Origin of the sequence: Clostridioides mangenotii TR, from assembly GCF_000498755.1 — a bacterium.
In the GTDB taxonomy this organism is placed as follows: domain Bacteria; phylum Bacillota; class Clostridia; order Peptostreptococcales; family Peptostreptococcaceae; genus Metaclostridioides; species Metaclostridioides mangenotii_A.
Map to the genome: position 1 here is coordinate 1 of NZ_AXUS01000001.1, position 17956 is coordinate 17956.

Sequence of the window (17956 nt, forward strand, 5' to 3'; positions counted from 1 at the left end):
ATATTATATAAATAAAAAAAATTACAAAACAGGGGGTATTACTTATGAAAATTAAAAAGATTTTAACACTAACACTATCGATACTGGTTACTGCTTCAATGATAGGATGTTCACCAGCTAAAGGCGATGACAAAGAGGATACAAAGGCAGCATCAAAAGAGGATAAAGTAATAACTATAGGAGCAACTGCAAATCCACATGCTGAAATACTAGAGGAAGCTAAACCACTTCTTAAAGAAAAAGGATATGATTTAAATATAAAAGTATTTAATGATTATGTGCTTCCAAATACAGCATTAGATGAGGGATCTTTAGATGCTAACTTCTTCCAACATATTCCTTATTTAAAGGAAGCAGTTAAGGCGAAAGGATATAAGCTTACATATACATCTAAAGTTCATATAGAGCCAATGGGATTCTATTCAGAAAAGCTTAAAGATATAAAAGATATAGCTGATGGGTCCACTATTGCTGTACCAAATGATCCTACTAATGGAGCTAGAGCACTTAAATTACTTGCTGACAATGGAGTGATAAAAGTAAAAGACGCTGAGTTAATTACCAAAAATGATATAACTGAAAATTCTAAAAATATAAAGATAAAAGAGATGAATGCAGAGCAATTACCTACAGTGCTAAAAGATGTTGACGGTGCAGTAATAAATACTAACTACGCATTAAACGCTGATTTAAATCCTTTAAAAGATGCTCTTGCTATAGAATCTAAAGATTCTCCTTATGCAAATATTTTAGCTTGTAGAGAAGACAATAAGGATACAGAAAAAGTAAAAGCTTTATCAGAAGTATTAAATAGTAAAGAAATTAAAGAGTTTATAGAAAAGAAATACCAAGGAAGTATAATACCTGCATTTTAACAATAGTAAATTCAGACAATTTAAAATTCGATATTTTTAGAAAAAGTAAGTAAAAAATTTTACTTACTTTTTTTATTATTCAGAAACTGACAAAATTTTCTCTTAAATCATGATAGTATATTCATATATGAGACAAAAAATATATAAAGAGAGGCATGTTATGAGATTTAAAACAGCATTACAGGAAAATAAGATGTTTATTGTTTTCACTATTTTACTTATTGTTATGGCATTCTATAGTATAAATATGTATATGTTTTTCATAAATGTATTTAAAATAACTTTATTATGTATATTTGGATATTCTATAGTGTATTCTAGAGGGCTAAACCAAGATATGTTTATGAACAACCTCAAGATTAGTTGTACAGTTTTAATTATAGTAGGTATATTTGGCGTTAGTGTCGACATTGAGGAATATATAAGGTTTTTGCTGCTGACACTTACAGTAAATAATTTCTCTATATTTGCTTATAAAGTTTTCATTAAAAGACTTGAATTTGGAAGATACAAATTACTTTTTTCGTATTTATCAATTATTATTTTGGAGTTTATAGCAAGAAATTTATTTTACGATATAAATGTAAATAATTGGATTGTAATTATAAATCTAATATTATGTTTATTCAATTTGATGTCAGTCTTGTTTAAAAATACAAATAATAATATCGATTACGAAAATATATTGAAGAATTTATCTGTAGTAGCAGTACTTTCTACAACTGCATGTATATTTGCAATAAAAAGTGTGGCACCTATAGATAAAATAAAATTTTCGTCTTTATCTCAATTTTTAATTTGTATAAGTATATATATATCTTATATATTCAGTGTAAAACAAAAAGTTGTAGTTCCTTATTCAGAACTTCATTTAAGCAATGAAAAATTAAGTATAAATAAAAATCGACTAGATAAGCTTAATTCTGCTATAGAAAAAGATATACATATTCAACAGACTTTAAAAAATCACATAATTCACAGGAAGGAGTTATTGATACAAGCTCTTAATAATATGCCAGATGCTTGGGCTATAATGAACCATGACCTTAGTATAGTTTACAGCAACTTTAAATTTAACAAAGAGTTTATGAGACAAAAAATATATTTAAAGAAACTATTAGAGACAATTAAACAGGAAAAAGAGTTTTTTGACAGAAACAGTGAGACATTTAATTTTAATGATAGAAGGGTAGTTTTAATTGAGAGAATCTATCTACTTAGTATCAACTATAATATTGAAGAAAATGAGTATCTGGTGAGTTTAACAGATATAACTCAAGAATCTATAATGGATAAAAGAATTAGAGATATAAATGAAGATTATGAAAAGATAATCTTAAATATACCGTGTCCTATAATGGTTAGGACTACAGATGCGGCGAATGGCGATAACACAATCGTGAGTATAAATAAAAGCTTTGAAAATAGTTTTGGAGTTTCAGCAAAACAATTTAGACATATGACAATTGAGAATTATATTTCTAGCTTTAATATAGATTTATTTGACAACAGGAACTTTAAACGACTTGGTTTAAATATAGATGAGAGAGAAGATATAATAAACTATGGATCTGCAGCTAACTGCATCGTGAACTTCGCAATGAAAGATAATTTCGGTGATGAGCGAGTTGAGGAAGTCAGAGTTGGAGATTACTATTCAGACAATAGACTCTATAAATTGCTTACTTTTAGAAACATCACTAAAGAAATTAAAATACTAAAAGATACTAACGATCAAAAGATTGTGTACGAAAAATTACTCGATGCAATACCAGAAGCATTATTCTTAGAAAATATGTCAACTTCACGAGTAATTTATACAAATGTAGCATTTAATAAACTATTTGGTATTGAAGATGATGTTTTAGGGGTAAATACACAAAAGTATAGAAATATTTTGGTAAAAAAATATATAAATAATCTTAAAAACGGAGATAAGAGAAAGAGTATACATCTTGTAAACGAAAAAAACCAAATAAAAGAAGTTGAGATGATATCTAGGAAGCTTTACTTTGGACAAAAAGAGAGTAGAGTAAGAATAATAAGGGATTTGAGTGTACAAAGGGAATCAGAAAGACTTAAAAATGCACTGCTTAAGCAGAGAAAGTACGATCAAATGAAGATGGAGTTTTATGCTAATATTTCGCATGAACTGAAGACGCCTCTAAATAATATATACAGTTCTTCACAACTTATAGAAAAACTGTTTGACAAAGGAAAGATAAAAGAAACGCAAAATATTTTAGAAGAACACTTAAAAATAACTAAACAAAATATGTTTAGATTAATGAGACTTATAGATAATATTATAAATATTTCTCAAGTAAAATCTGAAATATATAAAGTAAGAGCTGTAAACTTTGATATTATAGAGATTACGGAAGGGATAGTCACATCAATTAGCAGTTATTCTAGATCTAAAGAGATCGATGTTGTATTTGATACTAATGAAGAAGAAATTATGGTTGGGCTAGATCCTGAATCAATAGAAAGGATAATCCTAAATTTAATATCAAATGCAATCAAATTTACTCATAGCGGCGGTGAAATCTTAGTTGGAATTTACAAGCGCGGAGAAGAAGTTCAAATAATTGTAAGAGACAGTGGTGTAGGTATAGAAGCTGAAAAGCTCAAAGATATATTCAAGAGGTTTAAACAAATTGAAAACAGTGGAATTTCTAATGAATTTGGTAGTGGTATTGGACTTTGTTTAACAAAATCCCTTGTTGAGATTCAAAATGGAAGTATAGATATTTCCAGTAAAGTAGGAGAAGGTACTGAAGTTACAGTTATGTTCCCAATAAAAGAAGTTGTAGAGGAAATATCTGACATAAGAGAATATGACAACAATATTGAGAAATTTGAAATAGAATTTTTTGATATTTACAAAGAAGGATAGAGATTTTTCGGTATAGTAATTTTATATATAAAATTGTAGTTAAATTATAGACAAATCCCAGTTAATAAATTATATTTAAATTAGCGATGTTGAGTAAATACAGTTACATATTAATTTACTATAAAAATATGGAAGATAATATTAGAGGTGGCAATTTTGAATAAAGATATAGGTGCTAAAATAAAACAACTTAGAACGCAGAAACAGATGACTCTAAAATATATGAGTGAGCAGACAAATTTATCTATAGGATTTCTATCTCAACTAGAAAGAGGATTAACTAGTGTAGCTACAGATTCCTTAGCTAAAATAGCAGATGTATTAGAAGTTGAGCTTACATACTTTTTTATGAGACCAAAAGAAAGAAAGAGAAGGGTACTTAGAAGTTACGAAAAAGAAGTTTTCGATATATCAAACTCAATGTTTATCCATTATCATTTATCTGCAAGTTTAAAAGATAAACAACTTCTTCCGAGACTTATAGAAATTCTTCCAAATAAGACTGATGAAGAGATTTGCAGTTATATTCACGAGGGAGAAGAATTTGTATACGTATTAGAAGGTGTTTTGACCGTATTTTTAGGTGATGAGCAGATAGATATGTATCCGGGAGATTCTATACACTATGATAGCGAGAAAAACAAGCACAATTGGGCAAATTACACTAATAAAATGGTTAAGATCTTAGTGGTAAGTATTCCGAACCCTTTTAGAGAAGATCAAATATAGAATATCAGTATAAAAAATTAAATAGGTAAGATATATTAAACGGGAAATTTAAAACCGCCTCACTTTTTGAGGCGGTTTTTTAGTGGTCTCGCTATATTTTTTATATCTTTCTATATTTTATTTAATTTTAGAATAAACCTTTTACCCAGTTTACAAGTTTAGTGAAAAACCCATCTTCTTGTTTTTCATTATTTTGATCATTTAAGTTATTTTTTAATTCGTTGTCTTGATCTCCTGCATTTTGATCAGCATCACCGTTACTTGTACTGTTGTTTGTATTATTTTCTGAAGAGTTGTTTGATGTATTTAAGACATCTTTATCTGTTGAATCTATTACCGCGTTAGATCCTAGAGCATCTTCGTTAGTATTGTTTAGGATACCTACATTGCCACTTCCTCCAGAGAATATCCCTGCAAACCAATCTTTTACTTTTGTGAAGAAACCTTCATTGTTTCCTTCGCCTATATTGTTTAACTCTTCGTTTACATTATCTTTTACATTTTCAAGAGTATTTTTCATATTACTGTAGTTGTAATCTTGTTTAGAAATTTTAGCCATTATATCTTCTACTTGTTTTTTCTGTTCAGGTGTAAGTGTAATATTGTAGTTGTTAGTTATGTTGTTTATTGTATCGGCTATTTGGATAACATCTGAAGTACCATTTTTTATTATCTCTGATTTTATATCATTCATAACTCCAGTAGCTTTTTCTTGTCCAACTTCATCTCCTAAGTTTCCAGTGACTACTAATTCTTCTGAAGCTATTTCCTTTTTAGTTTCGTCTAATTTTTCGCCTGAGGCATCTTCAAATGCTTTCATTATTCCAGTTAAAGCACCAGTTCCACTTACTTTGTATGGAGCAGCTGCTATTACGTTGGCATTGTCTAGCCCTGCAGTTGATAAAGTTGATGCTATCATAGAGCTTGTTACCCATGTTAAATTAGCAGTTTTAACATTTATTCCACCTTTTGAAGTAGGTTCAACATATGAACATGAGATAGTAGCTTTACCTAATTGAGCTTCACTTGCCACTCCTTGTAGGTACTTCCTCTCCTCAGCGTTTGTCACATCTAAAGTCAATACCTCATCTTTATTAACACCGAAATAATCTAACATTTGTTGTTTTTGAGAAGGTGTTAAGTTTACACCGAGAGTAACGACGTTAGATCCATCTGCGTAAGCTAGGTTGAAGCTTCCTAAAACTACCATTGCAGATATGATTATTGAACTCGCCATCTTTTTTAATTTCATAATAAACCTCCTAGTAAACTATATTTACATAGTAATTGTTTTTTTGCAAAAACTAATTTGGATTCGCATTTAAATGTATATCAAAGTTATACCTAATATAAACTAAAATTAAAACTAATGCGATTACAAGATTGTAATAAAAGATTGGAGATATGTCAAATATAATTTAAGTATTATGTAAATTTTAACAACTATGTATTTACACTATTTTACTCAACCAATTGAAAAATTAATACATTTATTATACTATAAGAGATGGAGTAAAATTTGTAACTTTTAGTTTGAAAGGAGAAAAAATGTCTAAAGAATTAGTGAAAGATAGAGTGATAAAATACTTCATTGAGGATTTATTAGTACCACAAGATATGATAGATACAAATGTAGAATTATCAGAGTTTGAAGAAGGTGCAGAAGGAGTAATTGATATTGTTGTAAATGCAGTTGATGAGGATGATTACTATGTACCTGTAATGATTTGTCAGTGTTTAGATGAAGATATACCACTAGAAGGTGATATACTCGAAAAGCAAATAGATTTCTTGGAGGAAATTGACAATATAACTACATCTGGTAGACTTGTTCTAACAAATGGAGATGAAATGATGTACGCAGATTGGAAAGGTGAAGAATACGACACTGAGTCTGCTCTTCCAAACTATGAGACTATGGTGAAGGAATTTAAAGAGTCAGAGAAGATGGCTCTAGCTTTAGAGAAAGAGCATGATCACGACCATGAAAATTGCGATTGCTGTGACCACGAACACGACCACAAATAAAAATCGATTGTAAGCTAGAAGTTTATCTTGCTTACAATTTTTAGCAATATGATTAAGCCAGAAGACTAATATGTTTTCTGGCTTAAATTATTGCTAGAATAGCTGAAATTAATCACATTTAGAAGTTAGATAAACCCTTAAATTTGACACATAATGAAACTTATTTATTCAAAATGTAGAAATTTATATAATATAGGGAGGAAAATGCAAATAAAAGAAGAATATATTTATATAGTTTTTTATCATTATAACATTTCAAAATACACATATCAGATTTGAAATATAAGTATAGTTTATAGTGAGTGAAATAAAATGTTAGTTTGATAAAGGGGTGGACTTATATGAATGTACTAGAAGGAAATTTAAAACGAAATAATTCCTATGACAGCGTTTCAAATGCGATGAGGATGTATCTTAATGATATCGAAGGGTATGAAATGCTTACGGCAAAAGAAGAAGTAGAACTTGCAAAACAGATAGTTAATTCTTCGGGTACTGCTAAGGAAGAGTTTATAAATTCTAACTACCGTCTCGTTGTGAGTATTGCAAAAAATACAAAAGAGATAGTATGGATATGCTCGATTTGATTCAAGCTGGCAATATTGGACTTATGAAAGCTGTAGACAAGTACGACTATAAAAAAGGATTTAAGTTTAGTACTTATGCTACTTGGTGGATAAGGCAAAGCATTACTAGATATATAGATGACTGTGAGTATATAATTAGATTACCTGTTCATCTGCAGCAAAAAATAAGTATGTTAAAAAGAAAAAAACAAGAATTTGTAAATATTTACCTAAGAGACCCTAGTGTAGAAGAACTGGCTGATTATTGTGACATGGACGTTGACAAGGTAACAGAAGTGCTGAATAACAATAAAAATATAATATCTTTAGATAGCCCTATTAAAGATGATGATGACGGAAGTCTAGTAGAATTTATTCCCTCTGATGATACTTTAAATGATATTGTTATAGATGAAGTTGAAAAACACAATTTACAAGAGAAAATAGACGAAGTTCTTTCGTTTTTAACAGATCAAGAAGAAGAAGTATTAAGAAGTAGGTTTGGGCTAGGAGAAAGTGAGCCAAAAACACTAGAAGAAATTGGAAAAATATTTGGAGTAACAAGGGAAAGAATAAGACAGATTGAAGCTAAAGCTTTAAGAAAGCTTAGACATCCAAGTAAGCTAAAGCAACTTGAGAATTTTTACTAAGGAGAACTATTAATGATAGATATAATGAGTAAGGTAGATTTGACATTTCTAAAAGCTACGGCTAAGTGGGAGGATATACAACATTTATGTGATGAAGCTAAGAGTACAAATGCTTTTTCAGTTTGTGTTCCACCGATCTATGTAAAGAGGGTATCGGAATATTTAAATGGAAATATAGCAGTTTGTACTGTTATTGGATTCCCACTTGGATATCAAACGACTGAACTTAAAATTTACGAGACAGAGATCGCGTTAAAAGACGGTGCAGATGAGATCGATATGGTAGTAAATTTAACAGATCTTAAAAATAGAGACTACAGTAAAATCGAAGACGAAATAAGAAGAATAAAACAAGTAGTAGGAGATAATATTTTAAAAGTTATAATAGAGACTTGTTATCTAGATGATGCTGAAAAGATAAAGATGTGTGAAATAATAAATTCCGCTAAAGCTGATTTTGTAAAAACTTCAACAGGATTTGGAACATCTGGGGCAACTTTGGAAGATATAAAGCTTTTATCAGACAATATATATGAGAGTATCAAAATTAAAGCATCTGGCGGGATAAGAACAAAAGAATTTGCAGAAGAACTGATTAAAGCTGGGGCTTCTAGAATAGGTTCTAGCTCTGTATTAAATGATTAAATATTAAATGCAAACACATTATGTGCTAGCTTATAAATAACTAAACACTGCCAAGTTGGAGTATTCGGATTTTTATGAGCTAGCACATTTATATATTGATATTATTAATAGGTATTGCCATAGATTATATTTATATATTACAATCAAATTACTTTTTTATAGAAATATTTTTATGATTTATTATTTATACAATTAAGTTGTAAATTTGTGTAGTTAAGAAACAAACTGTAAAGGCAATTGCTGTAGGAAGTAAAAAGCCTACTAGCGTCCATTTATTGCTTTTAGTTTCCTTTCTTATAGTAAGTAGAGTAGTAGCACATGGCCAGTGCAACAAACTAAACAACATTACATTTAAAGCTGTTAAGTAAGTCCAACCATTATCCAATAAAACCTTTCCTAGTGCATCAAAAGAATCTAATTCTATCATAGATCCAGTAGCTAAATAGCACATCATAAGTATAGGTATTACTATTTCATTTGCAGGAAAACCAAGTATAAAAGCAAGTAGAATAAAACCATCCAATCCGATAAGCTTAGCAATTGGATCTAAAAATGAACCGATATGAGATAGTACACTTATGTCACCTACATATAAATTAGCTAGAATCCAAGTTATTACACCAGCTGGAATTGCAACTATGACAGCTCTTCCAAGAACAAATATAGTTCTATCGATAATAGACGTATAAATAATTCTACCTACTTTGGGAACTCTGTAAGGAGGGAGCTCCAGCGTAAATGTAGAGGGTACACCTTTTAATAAGGTTTTTGATAAAGTATAAGAGACTAAAAGTGTCGTTATTACCCCTAATATCATAATACCAGTTACTGAAAGCGCTGTAATAACACTTGAAGTAAATGAGTTGGTTACGACCGAGCTGAAAAATATTGTTGAAATAGCTATCAAAGTTGGGAACCTTCCATTACAAGGTACAAAGTTATTTGTAAGGATTGCAATAAGCCTTTCCCTCGGGGAGTCAATAATTCTACATCCAATAACCCCTGCTGCATTACATCCAAAACCCATGCACATAGTTAGGCACTGTTTTCCGTGTGCGCAAGCTTTTTTAAATAAATGGTCTAAATTGAATGCAACTCTAGGTAGGTATCCCAAATCCTCTAGCAATGTAAATATAGGGAAGAATATAGCCATTGGAGGAAGCATTACAGATACAACCCATGCTAAAGTTCTATAAAGCCCTTGTACAAGCATATTATTTAACCACTCTGGTGCATTTAAACTAGACAGTACAACAGATAGATTAGGTTCCACACTAAACAGTACATTTGCAAGAAACTTAGACGGATAGTTTGATCCTTGTATAGTAACCCAAAGTATAGCTCCGAGAAGCAATAACATTATTGGAAGCCCGAACATTTTTGATGTAAGAATTCTGTCGACTTTTTCTTCTTTATCAAAAAGATCACCTTTACTGTTTGAACTTACTTGCTGACTTAGTTTTTGTGCATAATCATAGTTGATTCTAGTAAATTCATCCCTGATAAATTGCTTGTCTAAATCATCTGGGATCATTTCTTTTATCTTATTGATACTATCGATAGTATCTTTAGTCAGATAATTATTCATAGATTCAAATATACTTTCATCTTGGTCGATTAATCTAAGACTTAGCCATCTAGAATTAATATCTGGAATAATTTGCTTTATCTCTGGTTCAATTAAATTTACTATTTCTTCTATTTTTTCATTATAATATATAGTTTTAACACTCTTAGAAGAGGTACTTGAGGATATTGTATCTATACTCATAAGCAATTCGTTCATACATTCTCCATTTCTAGCTGCAGTTAAAACAACTGGAATTCCTAGTTCTTCTCCTAATAAATCCTTGTCTATAACAATCCCTTTTTTTCTGGCCTCATCTACAAGATTTATACATAAAATCACTTTATCTGTCAGTTCCATTACTTGAAACAGTAAATTTAAATTTCTTTCGAGACATGTTGCATCGCAGACGACTACGACAGCATCTGGGTTACCAAAACATATAAAATCTCTTGCAACAATTTCCTCTTGAGAAAGTGCAAAAAGCGAGTAAGTTCCTGGCAAATCAACTAAAATAAAGTCATTGTCATTATATTTGAAACTTCCTCTAGCCGTTGCAACAGTTTTTCCAGGCCAGTTGCCGGTATGCTGTTTTAGCCCAGTTAAGTAATTGAACACAGTACTTTTTCCAGTATTGGGATTACCCGCCAAAGCAACCATAGTCTCACTATCTTTTTTTTCGATATTAAACATATCTTTTAAAGAATTGATCTTTGTTGAGCTATGTGTCAAACCCATTTAATTAATCCTCCTGTTGATGTATTTATTTATTAGAGACCAAAATAAGATTACTTTCTTCTTTTCTTAGAGCAATTTTTGTTCCTCTTACTTTATAAACAGTTAAATTGTTCTTTGGTCCTTTTCTAATAACATCTATAGAAGCTCCCCTAGTTAATCCTAAAGCGAGCATTCTTTCTCTTAAATTACCGCTTGATAGAAGGGTCTCAACTTTTACTGTGTTGCTTTCCTTAATATCGCTGAGTTTTTGCACAGTGACACCTCCTTAAAATATTTAAATTTAGATTGAGTTGATCGTTCTATTTTAAACTATGTATATCTGTGTCAATTCGTTACGGCTTTTGATAAAAGAATATAATAAATACTTTGTAAATCTAACTAGATTATTTTTTGTATTTAAGTAGATTAAAATATAAAAAATAAAGTGAAAATGCATGAAAGGTGAGAATATAATCTGAATATTTGTTTATAATATAGAAAAAGGTTGACAATTTAAAGAAATCCTAATATATTATAATTAATATATAAAAGCATAAAGCTATGATAGGAAGAAGTAGAATTAAAATTGGTTTTTCAGAGAGTCCCAATTTGCTGAAATGGGATAGATTGATTTAATTTGAATACATCCTAGAGCAGTATCTCTGAAATAACAGTAGGAGTATATCGTTTAGTACGCGTTACAGTACTTGAGTATGTCTTTTTGAATACTTATTGAGGCTAGTGCTGAAAGGCATTGGTGAAATTAGGTGGTAACACGTGAGTAATACTCTCGTCCTTTTATAGGATGAGAGTTTTTTATATTTAAAACGAAAATTATACAAGATTAAAGGAGGATTTATATGAATAATTTAGATGACAAAATGAAAATAATCATGAAGGGTGTAGACGATTTAATAGATGAAAAAGACCTTAAGGAAAAGCTAATTAAATCCGAAAAGGAAGGGAAACCCCTTGTAGTAAAGTTGGGTCTAGATCCAAGTGCCCCAGATATACACTTAGGTCACACGGTGGTTTTAAGAAAGATGAGACAACTTCAGGATTTAGGGCACCAGATAGTAATAATAATAGGTGATTTCACAGGTAAAATTGGCGACCCTACTGGAAAATCTAAAGCGAGAAAAGCTTTAACGACAGAACAAGTACTTGCGAATGCAAAGACTTACGAAGAACAAATATTTAAAGTTTTAGATAAAGAAAGAACGATAGTTAGATTTAATAGTGAATGGCTGGCTAAATTAAACTTTGAAGATGTAATAAATCTTGCAGCTACAATAACAGTTGCTAGAATGTTAGAAAGAGAAGACTTCAAAAAGAGATACGAAGGACAAATGCCTATTTCAGTTCACGAATTTTTCTACCCTCTAATGCAGGCATACGATTCAATAGCTATAAAAGCTGATATAGAGTTAGGTGGAACAGACCAAAGATTCAACCTACTTATGGGAAGATCATTACAAAAAGAGTTTGATATGGAGTCTCAAATCGTTATAATGATGCCTCTACTAGAAGGTTTAGACGGTGTAGAGAAGATGAGCAAGAGTTTAGGAAACTACATTGGAATAGATGAAGAAGCTGGTTTAATGTACCAAAAATCAATGGAAATACCTGATGAACTTATAATAAAATACTACAATTTAGTTACTGACGTTCATCCTGATGAAGTAGAAAAGATTAAGTCACATTTGGATAACGATGAAGTAAACCCAAGGGATATAAAGATGAGACTTGCGAAAGAAATAGTTACTTTATACCATGGAGAAGAAGCCGCTAATCAAGCTGAAGATAGATTTAAGAGCGTATTCCAGAAAGGACAAATACCTTCAGATATATTAACTGTAGAAGTTGCAAAAGAAGGGCTTGATATCGCTGCTGTTGTAGTTGAAAATGGTTTGGTTCAAAGTAAGAGTGAAGTTAGAAGGCTTGTAAACCAAGGCGGAGTTAAGATAAATGGAGAAAAAGCGACTGATCTTAACAATATACCTGATGAAGCTGAACTTGTTATACAAATAGGTAAGAAAAAATTTATAAAATTAGTTCTTAATTAATAGCTGCTATGCATTATCGATTGTCGGTATTACTACATTGTGAAAATCAGATAAGATTTTGAGTGTTGTGGGACCGACAATCGGCAAACGGCGCTGGTAGCCCAATTCTTTTACTTTTTTTAAAAAATATTTTCTAAAGGTGTTTACAAAAATCAATTAATATATTAATGTATTATTATAGACAAATATTCATAAAAAATTCGCCACAACACATTTTTGTTGTGCAACGATGCTTATAGAAAAACTCTCTGCATTTTTTAGGGGGTTTTAATTTTTGCAAAAAAACGATAAAGGAGGTAGTCTATATGAAAAAATATTATGGTGAATTAGGATTAATAATAGTATCTATTGTATGGGGAGGCGGGTATGTAGCCACTCAGTTTGCGCTAGATGGTGGACTCACACCACTTCAAATTATAACTATGAGATTCTTCCTAGCAGCGGTATTTATAAATGTAATATTCTTTAAACACATTAAAGCTAACATAGATAAGAAGGCTTTAAAATCTGGAATCATGTTAGGTACATTTTTATTTGTGGCATTTATACTACAAACGATAGGTCTTATGCACACGACACCATCTAAAAATGCGTTTATTACATCGGCAAATGTTGTAATAGTACCATTTATCGGACTTTTAATTTACAGAAGAAAACTTGATAAGTTTGGTGTAATAAGCAGTTTTATTGCATTAGTAGGAATAGGAATACTTTCATTAGATTCAGACTTTAGTATTAACTACGGAGATATGCTTACTTTATTATGTGCATTTGGGTTTGCTTTTCACATCTTCTTTACTAGTGAATTTGTAAAAAACAGCAGCCCTATAGTTCTAACTGCTATTCAATTTACAGTGGCATTTGTGCTTTCTGCAATTGTTCAGGTAGGTTCAGGACAGTGGGGATTTGTTGCAGAGCCAAAAGGATACTTGGGAATATTTTTCCTAGCAGTATTTAGTACTAGTATTTGTTTCTTTTTACAGACAGTTTGCCAGAAGGTAGTGGATGGAACAAAAGCAGCTATTATATTATCAACTGAAGCAGTATTTGGTACTATTTTTTCGGTTATAGTACTACACGAGCTACTTACGGCTAAATTAATAGCAGGAAGTATACTAATATTTGTAGCTATAATTACAGCTGAGACTAAGTTAGGATTCCTAAAAAGAAAAGATAGAAAAGATAGAAAAGATATTGAAGAAATGGAAGAAGAAGGACCAATCGAAGTTGCCAAATAATCCATTTTATACTAAAATTAATCTAGGGTAATAATTAAAAAATTTAAATTTTTATGTTTAATATAATTCATCTAGGGTATTAATAATGATGTAGCAATATTTATTAAAATAAAAATTTAAATGAAAAATTAATCTTAGGAGGAAATTAAACATGAAAAAATGGGTTTGTACAGTATGTGGATATATACACGAAGGGGAAACTGCTCCAGAGCAATGTCCAGTATGTAAAGTAGGAGCTGATAAGTTCGAAGAAATGAAAGGTGAAATGGTTTGGGCTGACGAGCACAGAATAGGTGTAGCTCAAGGTGTTGACGAAGAAATAGTAGAAGGATTAAGAGCTAACTTTACAGGAGAATGTACAGAAGTTGGTATGTACTTAGCTATGAGTAGACAAGCTGATAGAGAAGGACATCCAGAAGTAGCTGAAGCTTACAAGAGAATAGCTTTCGAAGAAGCTGAGCATGCTGCAAAATTTGCTGAGTTATTAGGAGAAGTTGTTGTAGCTGACACTAAAGAAAACTTAAGAGTTAGAGTTGACGCTGAGTACGGTGCAACTGATGGAAAATTAAAATTAGCTAAGAGAGCTAAAGAATTAGGACTAGATGCTATACATGATACAGTTCATGAAATGTGTAAAGATGAAGCTAGACATGGTAAAGCATTTTTAGGATTATTAAACAGATACTTCAAAAACTAAGAATAAATAAGCATTATCAATGTTTTAAATAAAAAATATAACGAAAAAATAGCCACCGATTTGCCACCAAAAGGTATAAGTCGGTGGCTATTTTATTTTATATACATTTCATACACATCAATTGCATTTCTTTGCGAATCTTCAGAGGAGTGCGCATATGTGTCTAGAGTAATTTTAATATTAGCATGCCCAAATCTTTTATGTATCTCTTTTGGATTTATAGCACTATTTATTTTGTTATTAAACTCAATATCTTCTCATGTTCATGCACAAATTTAAAATTCAGTACTTAAGTAGAATTAGAAATTAAACCAGTACAAAATATAAAAAATGAAATTGTTGACAAGGACACAATATTTCGATATAATATTGTTAATTTAATGAACCAACGAAGTAGGAGGACAGATCATGAACAAAGAAGAACAGGTCATGATGGGTTTTTGGAACGCATTTAATAAAATTATTTGGCTTAATAGTATCAAGTTGAAAGTAAGTCTTAATGGTTATAATCCTTCTGAAATACATTGCATTGAATACATTGGGAGAAATATAGATTATAACGTGATAAAACTTGCAGATTCTTTATATATGACAAGAAGTGCCATAAGTAAATTAACCAAGAAGCTCATGAAAAAAGGGCTTATTGAAAGCTACCAGAAGCCGGATAACAGAAAAGAAATCTATTTTAGGCTTACTGAAAAAGGGGTAGCAATTAATAAAATCCATGAGGAACTTCACAAAGAGTACCAAGAACGGGATAAACCTGTATTTGAGCAGGTAACTAAGGAACAGTTTGAAGTTATGATTAGCTTCGCGGAAAAGTATAATAGGCATTTGGATACAGAAATAGAAAAACTGGGGGTAGATCTTAAGTCTGGATATTTTGATAAATTATAAATATACCAAGGCTCCATAAATAGTATAAATTTTTATAATAAAATTAAACTTCGGGCAGCCCATTCTAAATAGAATTGGGCTGCATTTTAATGTCGTAATTTTGTTGACACGGACTCAATAATATGTTACGGTATTATTGAGTCCGAGGACGCAATAATATAACCGTGAGAGGAGCAGCTAAAATGAATTTTGAACAACTATTCAAGCAAATTTCTCCGGCAGAGATATGTGACAATGTATTTACAACGGTAGGCACATTCACCGGAAAAGAATTTTACGTTATTACCGCAGGAAAGGAAGCACATTATAATTCCATGATAGGAAGTGGCGGCGGTTTGGGGATTTTTTTCAAAAAGCCCGCGACTTGGAGCATTCTTCGATCAGACCGTTATACGCTCGAAATGATTGAAAAAGAGCAAACATATACGCTTTCTTACTTCCCGAATGAGTATAAAGAGCGTGTACTTTTTTTGGGAGACAAATCAGGAAGAGATAGTGAAAAAATGAAAGAAGTTAAATTGACAGGCGTTCAAACTCCTACCGGCAATATGTCTTTCAAAGAAGCACGGCTGATTATTGAATGTAAATTACAGGTACTCACTACTGTCAGCCCCAATGATATTTGCGCGCAAGAAGCGAAAGACTTCGTAAGCGAAGAATACAAAGAAGAAAGTCAGTATCGCAAAATAGCATTTGGGGAAATCACCCACGTCTGGGTAAAGAAATGAGAATGGGCTTGGCACAACATAAAAGAACAAACAACTTAAAGGAAACGAAAACGCTATATGGATAGAACATACCTTAGTTGCTACAGTTGAGTATATACCTAATGATAGAGGGGCATTAAGACAAGCAGTTTTAAAGGGTATTAGAGAAGATAAATCACCTACAAAGTGTATATTATAAAAAAGTAGACCTGGAATTAGTCCAGGTCTACTTTTTTATTATACATGAGATGTATATTTGACACCGATTTATTAAGTCGGTGGTATTTTTATATTAGAGAAGATGTTAAATACAGACATTTAAGAATAATTTATCGCATCGTTCTAAAAATGGTATAATTGAATTAAACAAACTTATGATAAGGAGGATGAGTATGATTTTAATAAAGAATGGAAGACTTATAGATCCTAAGACGAGGGTAGATGCCAATTTAGATATACTTATTAAAGATGGCAAAATATATAGAATAGGGTCTTTTGATGAAGGCGATTGTAGTGAAGTTATAGATGCAAAAGGATGTGTAGTTGCCCCTGGGCTTATAGATGTACATGTTCACTTTAGAGATCCTGGATATACATATAAAGAAGATCTAGAAACAGGAGCAAATTCTGCTGCTAGAGGAGGGTTCACTACTGTAGTTTGCATGGCAAATACTAAGCCAATAGTAGATAATGAAGAAACTCTTAAATATATACTAGACAAATCTAAAGAACTGCCAATAAACGTTTTGCAATCAGCTTCAATTACGAAGTCCTTTTCTGGGAGACATATTGTGGACATGGAAAAATTAAAAGCGTTGGGAGCAGTAGGTTTTACAGATGATGGACTTCCACTTATGGATAGTAAAGTGGTAATGGATGCTATGTTTAAGGCTAAAGATTTAAAAGTACCACTTAGCTTTCACGAAGAGGATCCATCGCTTATAGAAAATACAGGAATCAACAGAGGTAAAGCAGGAGAGAAGCTAGGAATAATTGGAGCACCAAGAGTAGCGGAAGATGTAATGGTAGCTAGAGATTGTATGTTAGCGCTTTATACAGGCGCTAAGGTAAATATACAGCATATAAGTTCAGGAGTAGCTGTAGAATCGGTTAGAATGGCAAAGAAATTGGGCGCAGATGTAGTTGCTGAGGCTACACCACATCACTTTACTTTAACAGAGGATAGCGTTCTAAAATATGGTACATATGCAAAGATGAATCCGCCACTTAGGACCGAAGAAGATAGATTAGGTATAATAGAAGGTTTAAAGGATGGAACAATAGAAGTAATTGCGACTGATCATGCACCTCATACTAAAGAAGAAAAAAGCGGGGATTTTATAGATTCACCTAGTGGAATAATAGGGCTTGAGACATCACTTGGGTTGGGTATAACGAGTTTAGTGGATGAAGGGCATCTCACACTTATGGAATTACTAGAAAAGATGACCATAAATCCAGCAAAAATTTACGGACTTAATGTTGGATCAATAGAGGAAGGAAAAAATGCAGATATAGTGATATTTGATATAGATAAAGAATGGAAAGTAGAAGACTTTGCATCAAAGGCATGTAATACGCCATTTCTTGGTTGGACTTTAAAAGGAAGAGTAGAGTACACAATTTGCAATGGTGAGGTAGTGTACAAACACAATTAAAAAAAATATCTAAAAAT

16 protein-coding genes and 1 other annotated feature are annotated in these 17956 nt (G+C 31.4%); of the genes, 13 read left to right on the top strand and 3 right to left on the bottom strand.

The genetic code is table 11. The annotated features are described in order from the left end of the window. Positions 1 to 44: 44 nt before the first annotated feature. The 3 genes from T473_RS0100005 to T473_RS0100015 all read left to right on the top strand — a co-directional run bounded on the left by T473_RS0100005 (position 45) and on the right by T473_RS0100015 (position 4503). Positions 45 to 875 carry a MetQ/NlpA family ABC transporter substrate-binding protein gene (locus T473_RS0100005; RefSeq protein WP_024620043.1) on the top strand — a complete coding sequence of 277 codons (831 nt, stop codon included), beginning with the start codon at positions 45 to 47 and terminating at the stop codon, positions 873 to 875. 160 nt (positions 876 to 1035) lie between these two features. Next, the gene (locus tag T473_RS0100010) at positions 1036 to 3774 is read left to right on the top strand and encodes a sensor histidine kinase (protein WP_024620044.1); all 2739 of its coding nucleotides are present in this window, start codon (positions 1036 to 1038) and stop codon (positions 3772 to 3774) included. 147 nt (positions 3775 to 3921) lie between these two features. Continuing rightward, on the top strand, positions 3922 to 4503 hold the full coding sequence (locus tag T473_RS0100015) for a helix-turn-helix domain-containing protein (protein ID WP_333782934.1): 582 nt from the start codon (positions 3922 to 3924) through the stop codon (positions 4501 to 4503). Between the two features lie 127 nt (positions 4504 to 4630). On the opposite strand, the gene T473_RS0100020 is transcribed toward T473_RS0100015, so the two are convergent. Beyond that, positions 4631 to 5755: a DUF1002 domain-containing protein gene (locus tag T473_RS0100020; RefSeq protein ID WP_024620046.1), complete on the bottom strand. Its 1125-nt coding sequence runs from the start codon at positions 5753 to 5755 to the stop codon at positions 4631 to 4633. Positions 5756 to 6051: 296 nt separating this feature from the next. Here T473_RS0100020 and T473_RS0100025 point away from each other — a divergent pair, with 296 nt between their 5' ends. The 4 genes from T473_RS0100025 to deoC all read left to right on the top strand — a co-directional run bounded on the left by T473_RS0100025 (position 6052) and on the right by deoC (position 8392). Continuing rightward, on the top strand, positions 6052 to 6531 hold the full coding sequence (locus T473_RS0100025; RefSeq protein WP_024620047.1) for a type I restriction enzyme HsdR N-terminal domain-containing protein: 480 nt from the start codon (positions 6052 to 6054) through the stop codon (positions 6529 to 6531). 341 nt (positions 6532 to 6872) lie between these two features. Then, on the top strand, positions 6873 to 7118 hold the full coding sequence (locus tag T473_RS18945; protein ID WP_242825817.1) for a sigma-70 factor domain-containing protein: 246 nt from the start codon (positions 6873 to 6875) through the stop codon (positions 7116 to 7118). Further along, the gene (locus T473_RS15825) at positions 7100 to 7747 is read left to right on the top strand and encodes a sigma-70 family RNA polymerase sigma factor (protein WP_242825818.1); all 648 of its coding nucleotides are present in this window, start codon (positions 7100 to 7102) and stop codon (positions 7745 to 7747) included. Before T473_RS18945 ends, T473_RS15825 begins: the two co-directional genes overlap by 19 nt. Before the next feature lie 12 nt (positions 7748 to 7759). Beyond that, positions 7760 to 8392 carry a deoxyribose-phosphate aldolase gene (gene deoC / locus T473_RS0100035; protein WP_024620048.1) on the top strand — a complete coding sequence of 211 codons (633 nt, stop codon included), beginning with the start codon at positions 7760 to 7762 and terminating at the stop codon, positions 8390 to 8392. A 184-nt stretch (positions 8393 to 8576) separates the two neighbouring features. On the opposite strand, the gene feoB is transcribed toward deoC, so the two are convergent. Together feoB and T473_RS0100045 are read right to left on the bottom strand one after the other, a co-directional pair. Beyond that, positions 8577 to 10697, bottom strand: coding sequence for a ferrous iron transport protein B (gene feoB, locus T473_RS0100040; protein WP_024620049.1), 2121 nt, complete (start codon positions 10695 to 10697; stop codon positions 8577 to 8579). A gap of 25 nt (positions 10698 to 10722) precedes the next feature. After that, complete coding sequence (locus T473_RS0100045; protein ID WP_024620050.1) at positions 10723 to 10950, bottom strand: FeoA family protein; 228 nt, start codon at positions 10948 to 10950, stop codon at positions 10723 to 10725. 278 nt (positions 10951 to 11228) lie between these two features. Then, positions 11229 to 11477: a binding site (T-box leader), on the top strand. Between the two features lie 59 nt (positions 11478 to 11536). On the opposite strand from T473_RS0100045, the gene tyrS reads away from it, so the two are divergent. From tyrS to T473_RS0100075, 6 genes are all read left to right on the top strand, one after another. Further along, positions 11537 to 12742, top strand: coding sequence for a tyrosine--tRNA ligase (gene tyrS / locus T473_RS0100050; protein WP_024620051.1), 1206 nt, complete (start codon positions 11537 to 11539; stop codon positions 12740 to 12742). Positions 12743 to 13047: 305 nt separating this feature from the next. Continuing rightward, complete coding sequence (locus T473_RS0100055) at positions 13048 to 13980, top strand: DMT family transporter (protein ID WP_024620052.1); 933 nt, start codon at positions 13048 to 13050, stop codon at positions 13978 to 13980. 151 nt (positions 13981 to 14131) lie between these two features. Next, on the top strand, positions 14132 to 14677 hold the full coding sequence (locus T473_RS0100060; protein WP_024620053.1) for an NADH peroxidase: 546 nt from the start codon (positions 14132 to 14134) through the stop codon (positions 14675 to 14677). Between the two features lie 408 nt (positions 14678 to 15085). After that, on the top strand, positions 15086 to 15574 hold the full coding sequence (locus tag T473_RS0100065) for a MarR family transcriptional regulator (RefSeq protein WP_024620054.1): 489 nt from the start codon (positions 15086 to 15088) through the stop codon (positions 15572 to 15574). Between the two features lie 182 nt (positions 15575 to 15756). Then, complete coding sequence (locus T473_RS0100070) at positions 15757 to 16302, top strand: flavin reductase (RefSeq protein WP_024620055.1); 546 nt, start codon at positions 15757 to 15759, stop codon at positions 16300 to 16302. A 371-nt stretch (positions 16303 to 16673) separates the two neighbouring features. Further along, positions 16674 to 17939, top strand: coding sequence for a dihydroorotase (locus tag T473_RS0100075; RefSeq protein WP_024620056.1), 1266 nt, complete (start codon positions 16674 to 16676; stop codon positions 17937 to 17939). Positions 17940 to 17956: the final 17 nt, after the last annotated feature.

What these genes read in the sequence shown, in the direction of transcription:
- T473_RS0100005 (WP_024620043.1), top strand. Translation starts at nt 45, where the DNA reads ATGAAAATTAAAAAGATTTTAACACTAACACTATCGATACTGGTTACT.
- deoC (WP_024620048.1), top strand. Translation starts at nt 7,760, where the DNA reads ATGATAGATATAATGAGTAAGGTAGATTTGACATTTCTAAAAGCTACG.
- T473_RS0100070 (WP_024620055.1), top strand. Translation starts at nt 15,757, where the DNA reads ATGAATTTTGAACAACTATTCAAGCAAATTTCTCCGGCAGAGATATGT.
- T473_RS15825 (WP_242825818.1), top strand. Translation starts at nt 7,100, where the DNA reads ATGGATATGCTCGATTTGATTCAAGCTGGCAATATTGGACTTATGAAA.
- T473_RS0100055 (WP_024620052.1), top strand. Translation starts at nt 13,048, where the DNA reads ATGAAAAAATATTATGGTGAATTAGGATTAATAATAGTATCTATTGTA.
- T473_RS0100075 (WP_024620056.1), top strand. Translation starts at nt 16,674, where the DNA reads ATGATTTTAATAAAGAATGGAAGACTTATAGATCCTAAGACGAGGGTA.
- T473_RS0100025 (WP_024620047.1), top strand. Translation starts at nt 6,052, where the DNA reads ATGTCTAAAGAATTAGTGAAAGATAGAGTGATAAAATACTTCATTGAG.
- tyrS (WP_024620051.1), top strand. Translation starts at nt 11,537, where the DNA reads ATGAATAATTTAGATGACAAAATGAAAATAATCATGAAGGGTGTAGAC.
- T473_RS0100065 (WP_024620054.1), top strand. Translation starts at nt 15,086, where the DNA reads ATGAACAAAGAAGAACAGGTCATGATGGGTTTTTGGAACGCATTTAAT.
- feoB (WP_024620049.1), bottom strand. Translation starts at nt 10,697, where the DNA reads ATGGGTTTGACACATAGCTCAACAAAGATCAATTCTTTAAAAGATATG.
- T473_RS0100020 (WP_024620046.1), bottom strand. Translation starts at nt 5,755, where the DNA reads ATGAAATTAAAAAAGATGGCGAGTTCAATAATCATATCTGCAATGGTA.
- T473_RS0100010 (WP_024620044.1), top strand. Translation starts at nt 1,036, where the DNA reads ATGAGATTTAAAACAGCATTACAGGAAAATAAGATGTTTATTGTTTTC.
- T473_RS0100060 (WP_024620053.1), top strand. Translation starts at nt 14,132, where the DNA reads ATGAAAAAATGGGTTTGTACAGTATGTGGATATATACACGAAGGGGAA.
- T473_RS18945 (WP_242825817.1), top strand. Translation starts at nt 6,873, where the DNA reads ATGAATGTACTAGAAGGAAATTTAAAACGAAATAATTCCTATGACAGC.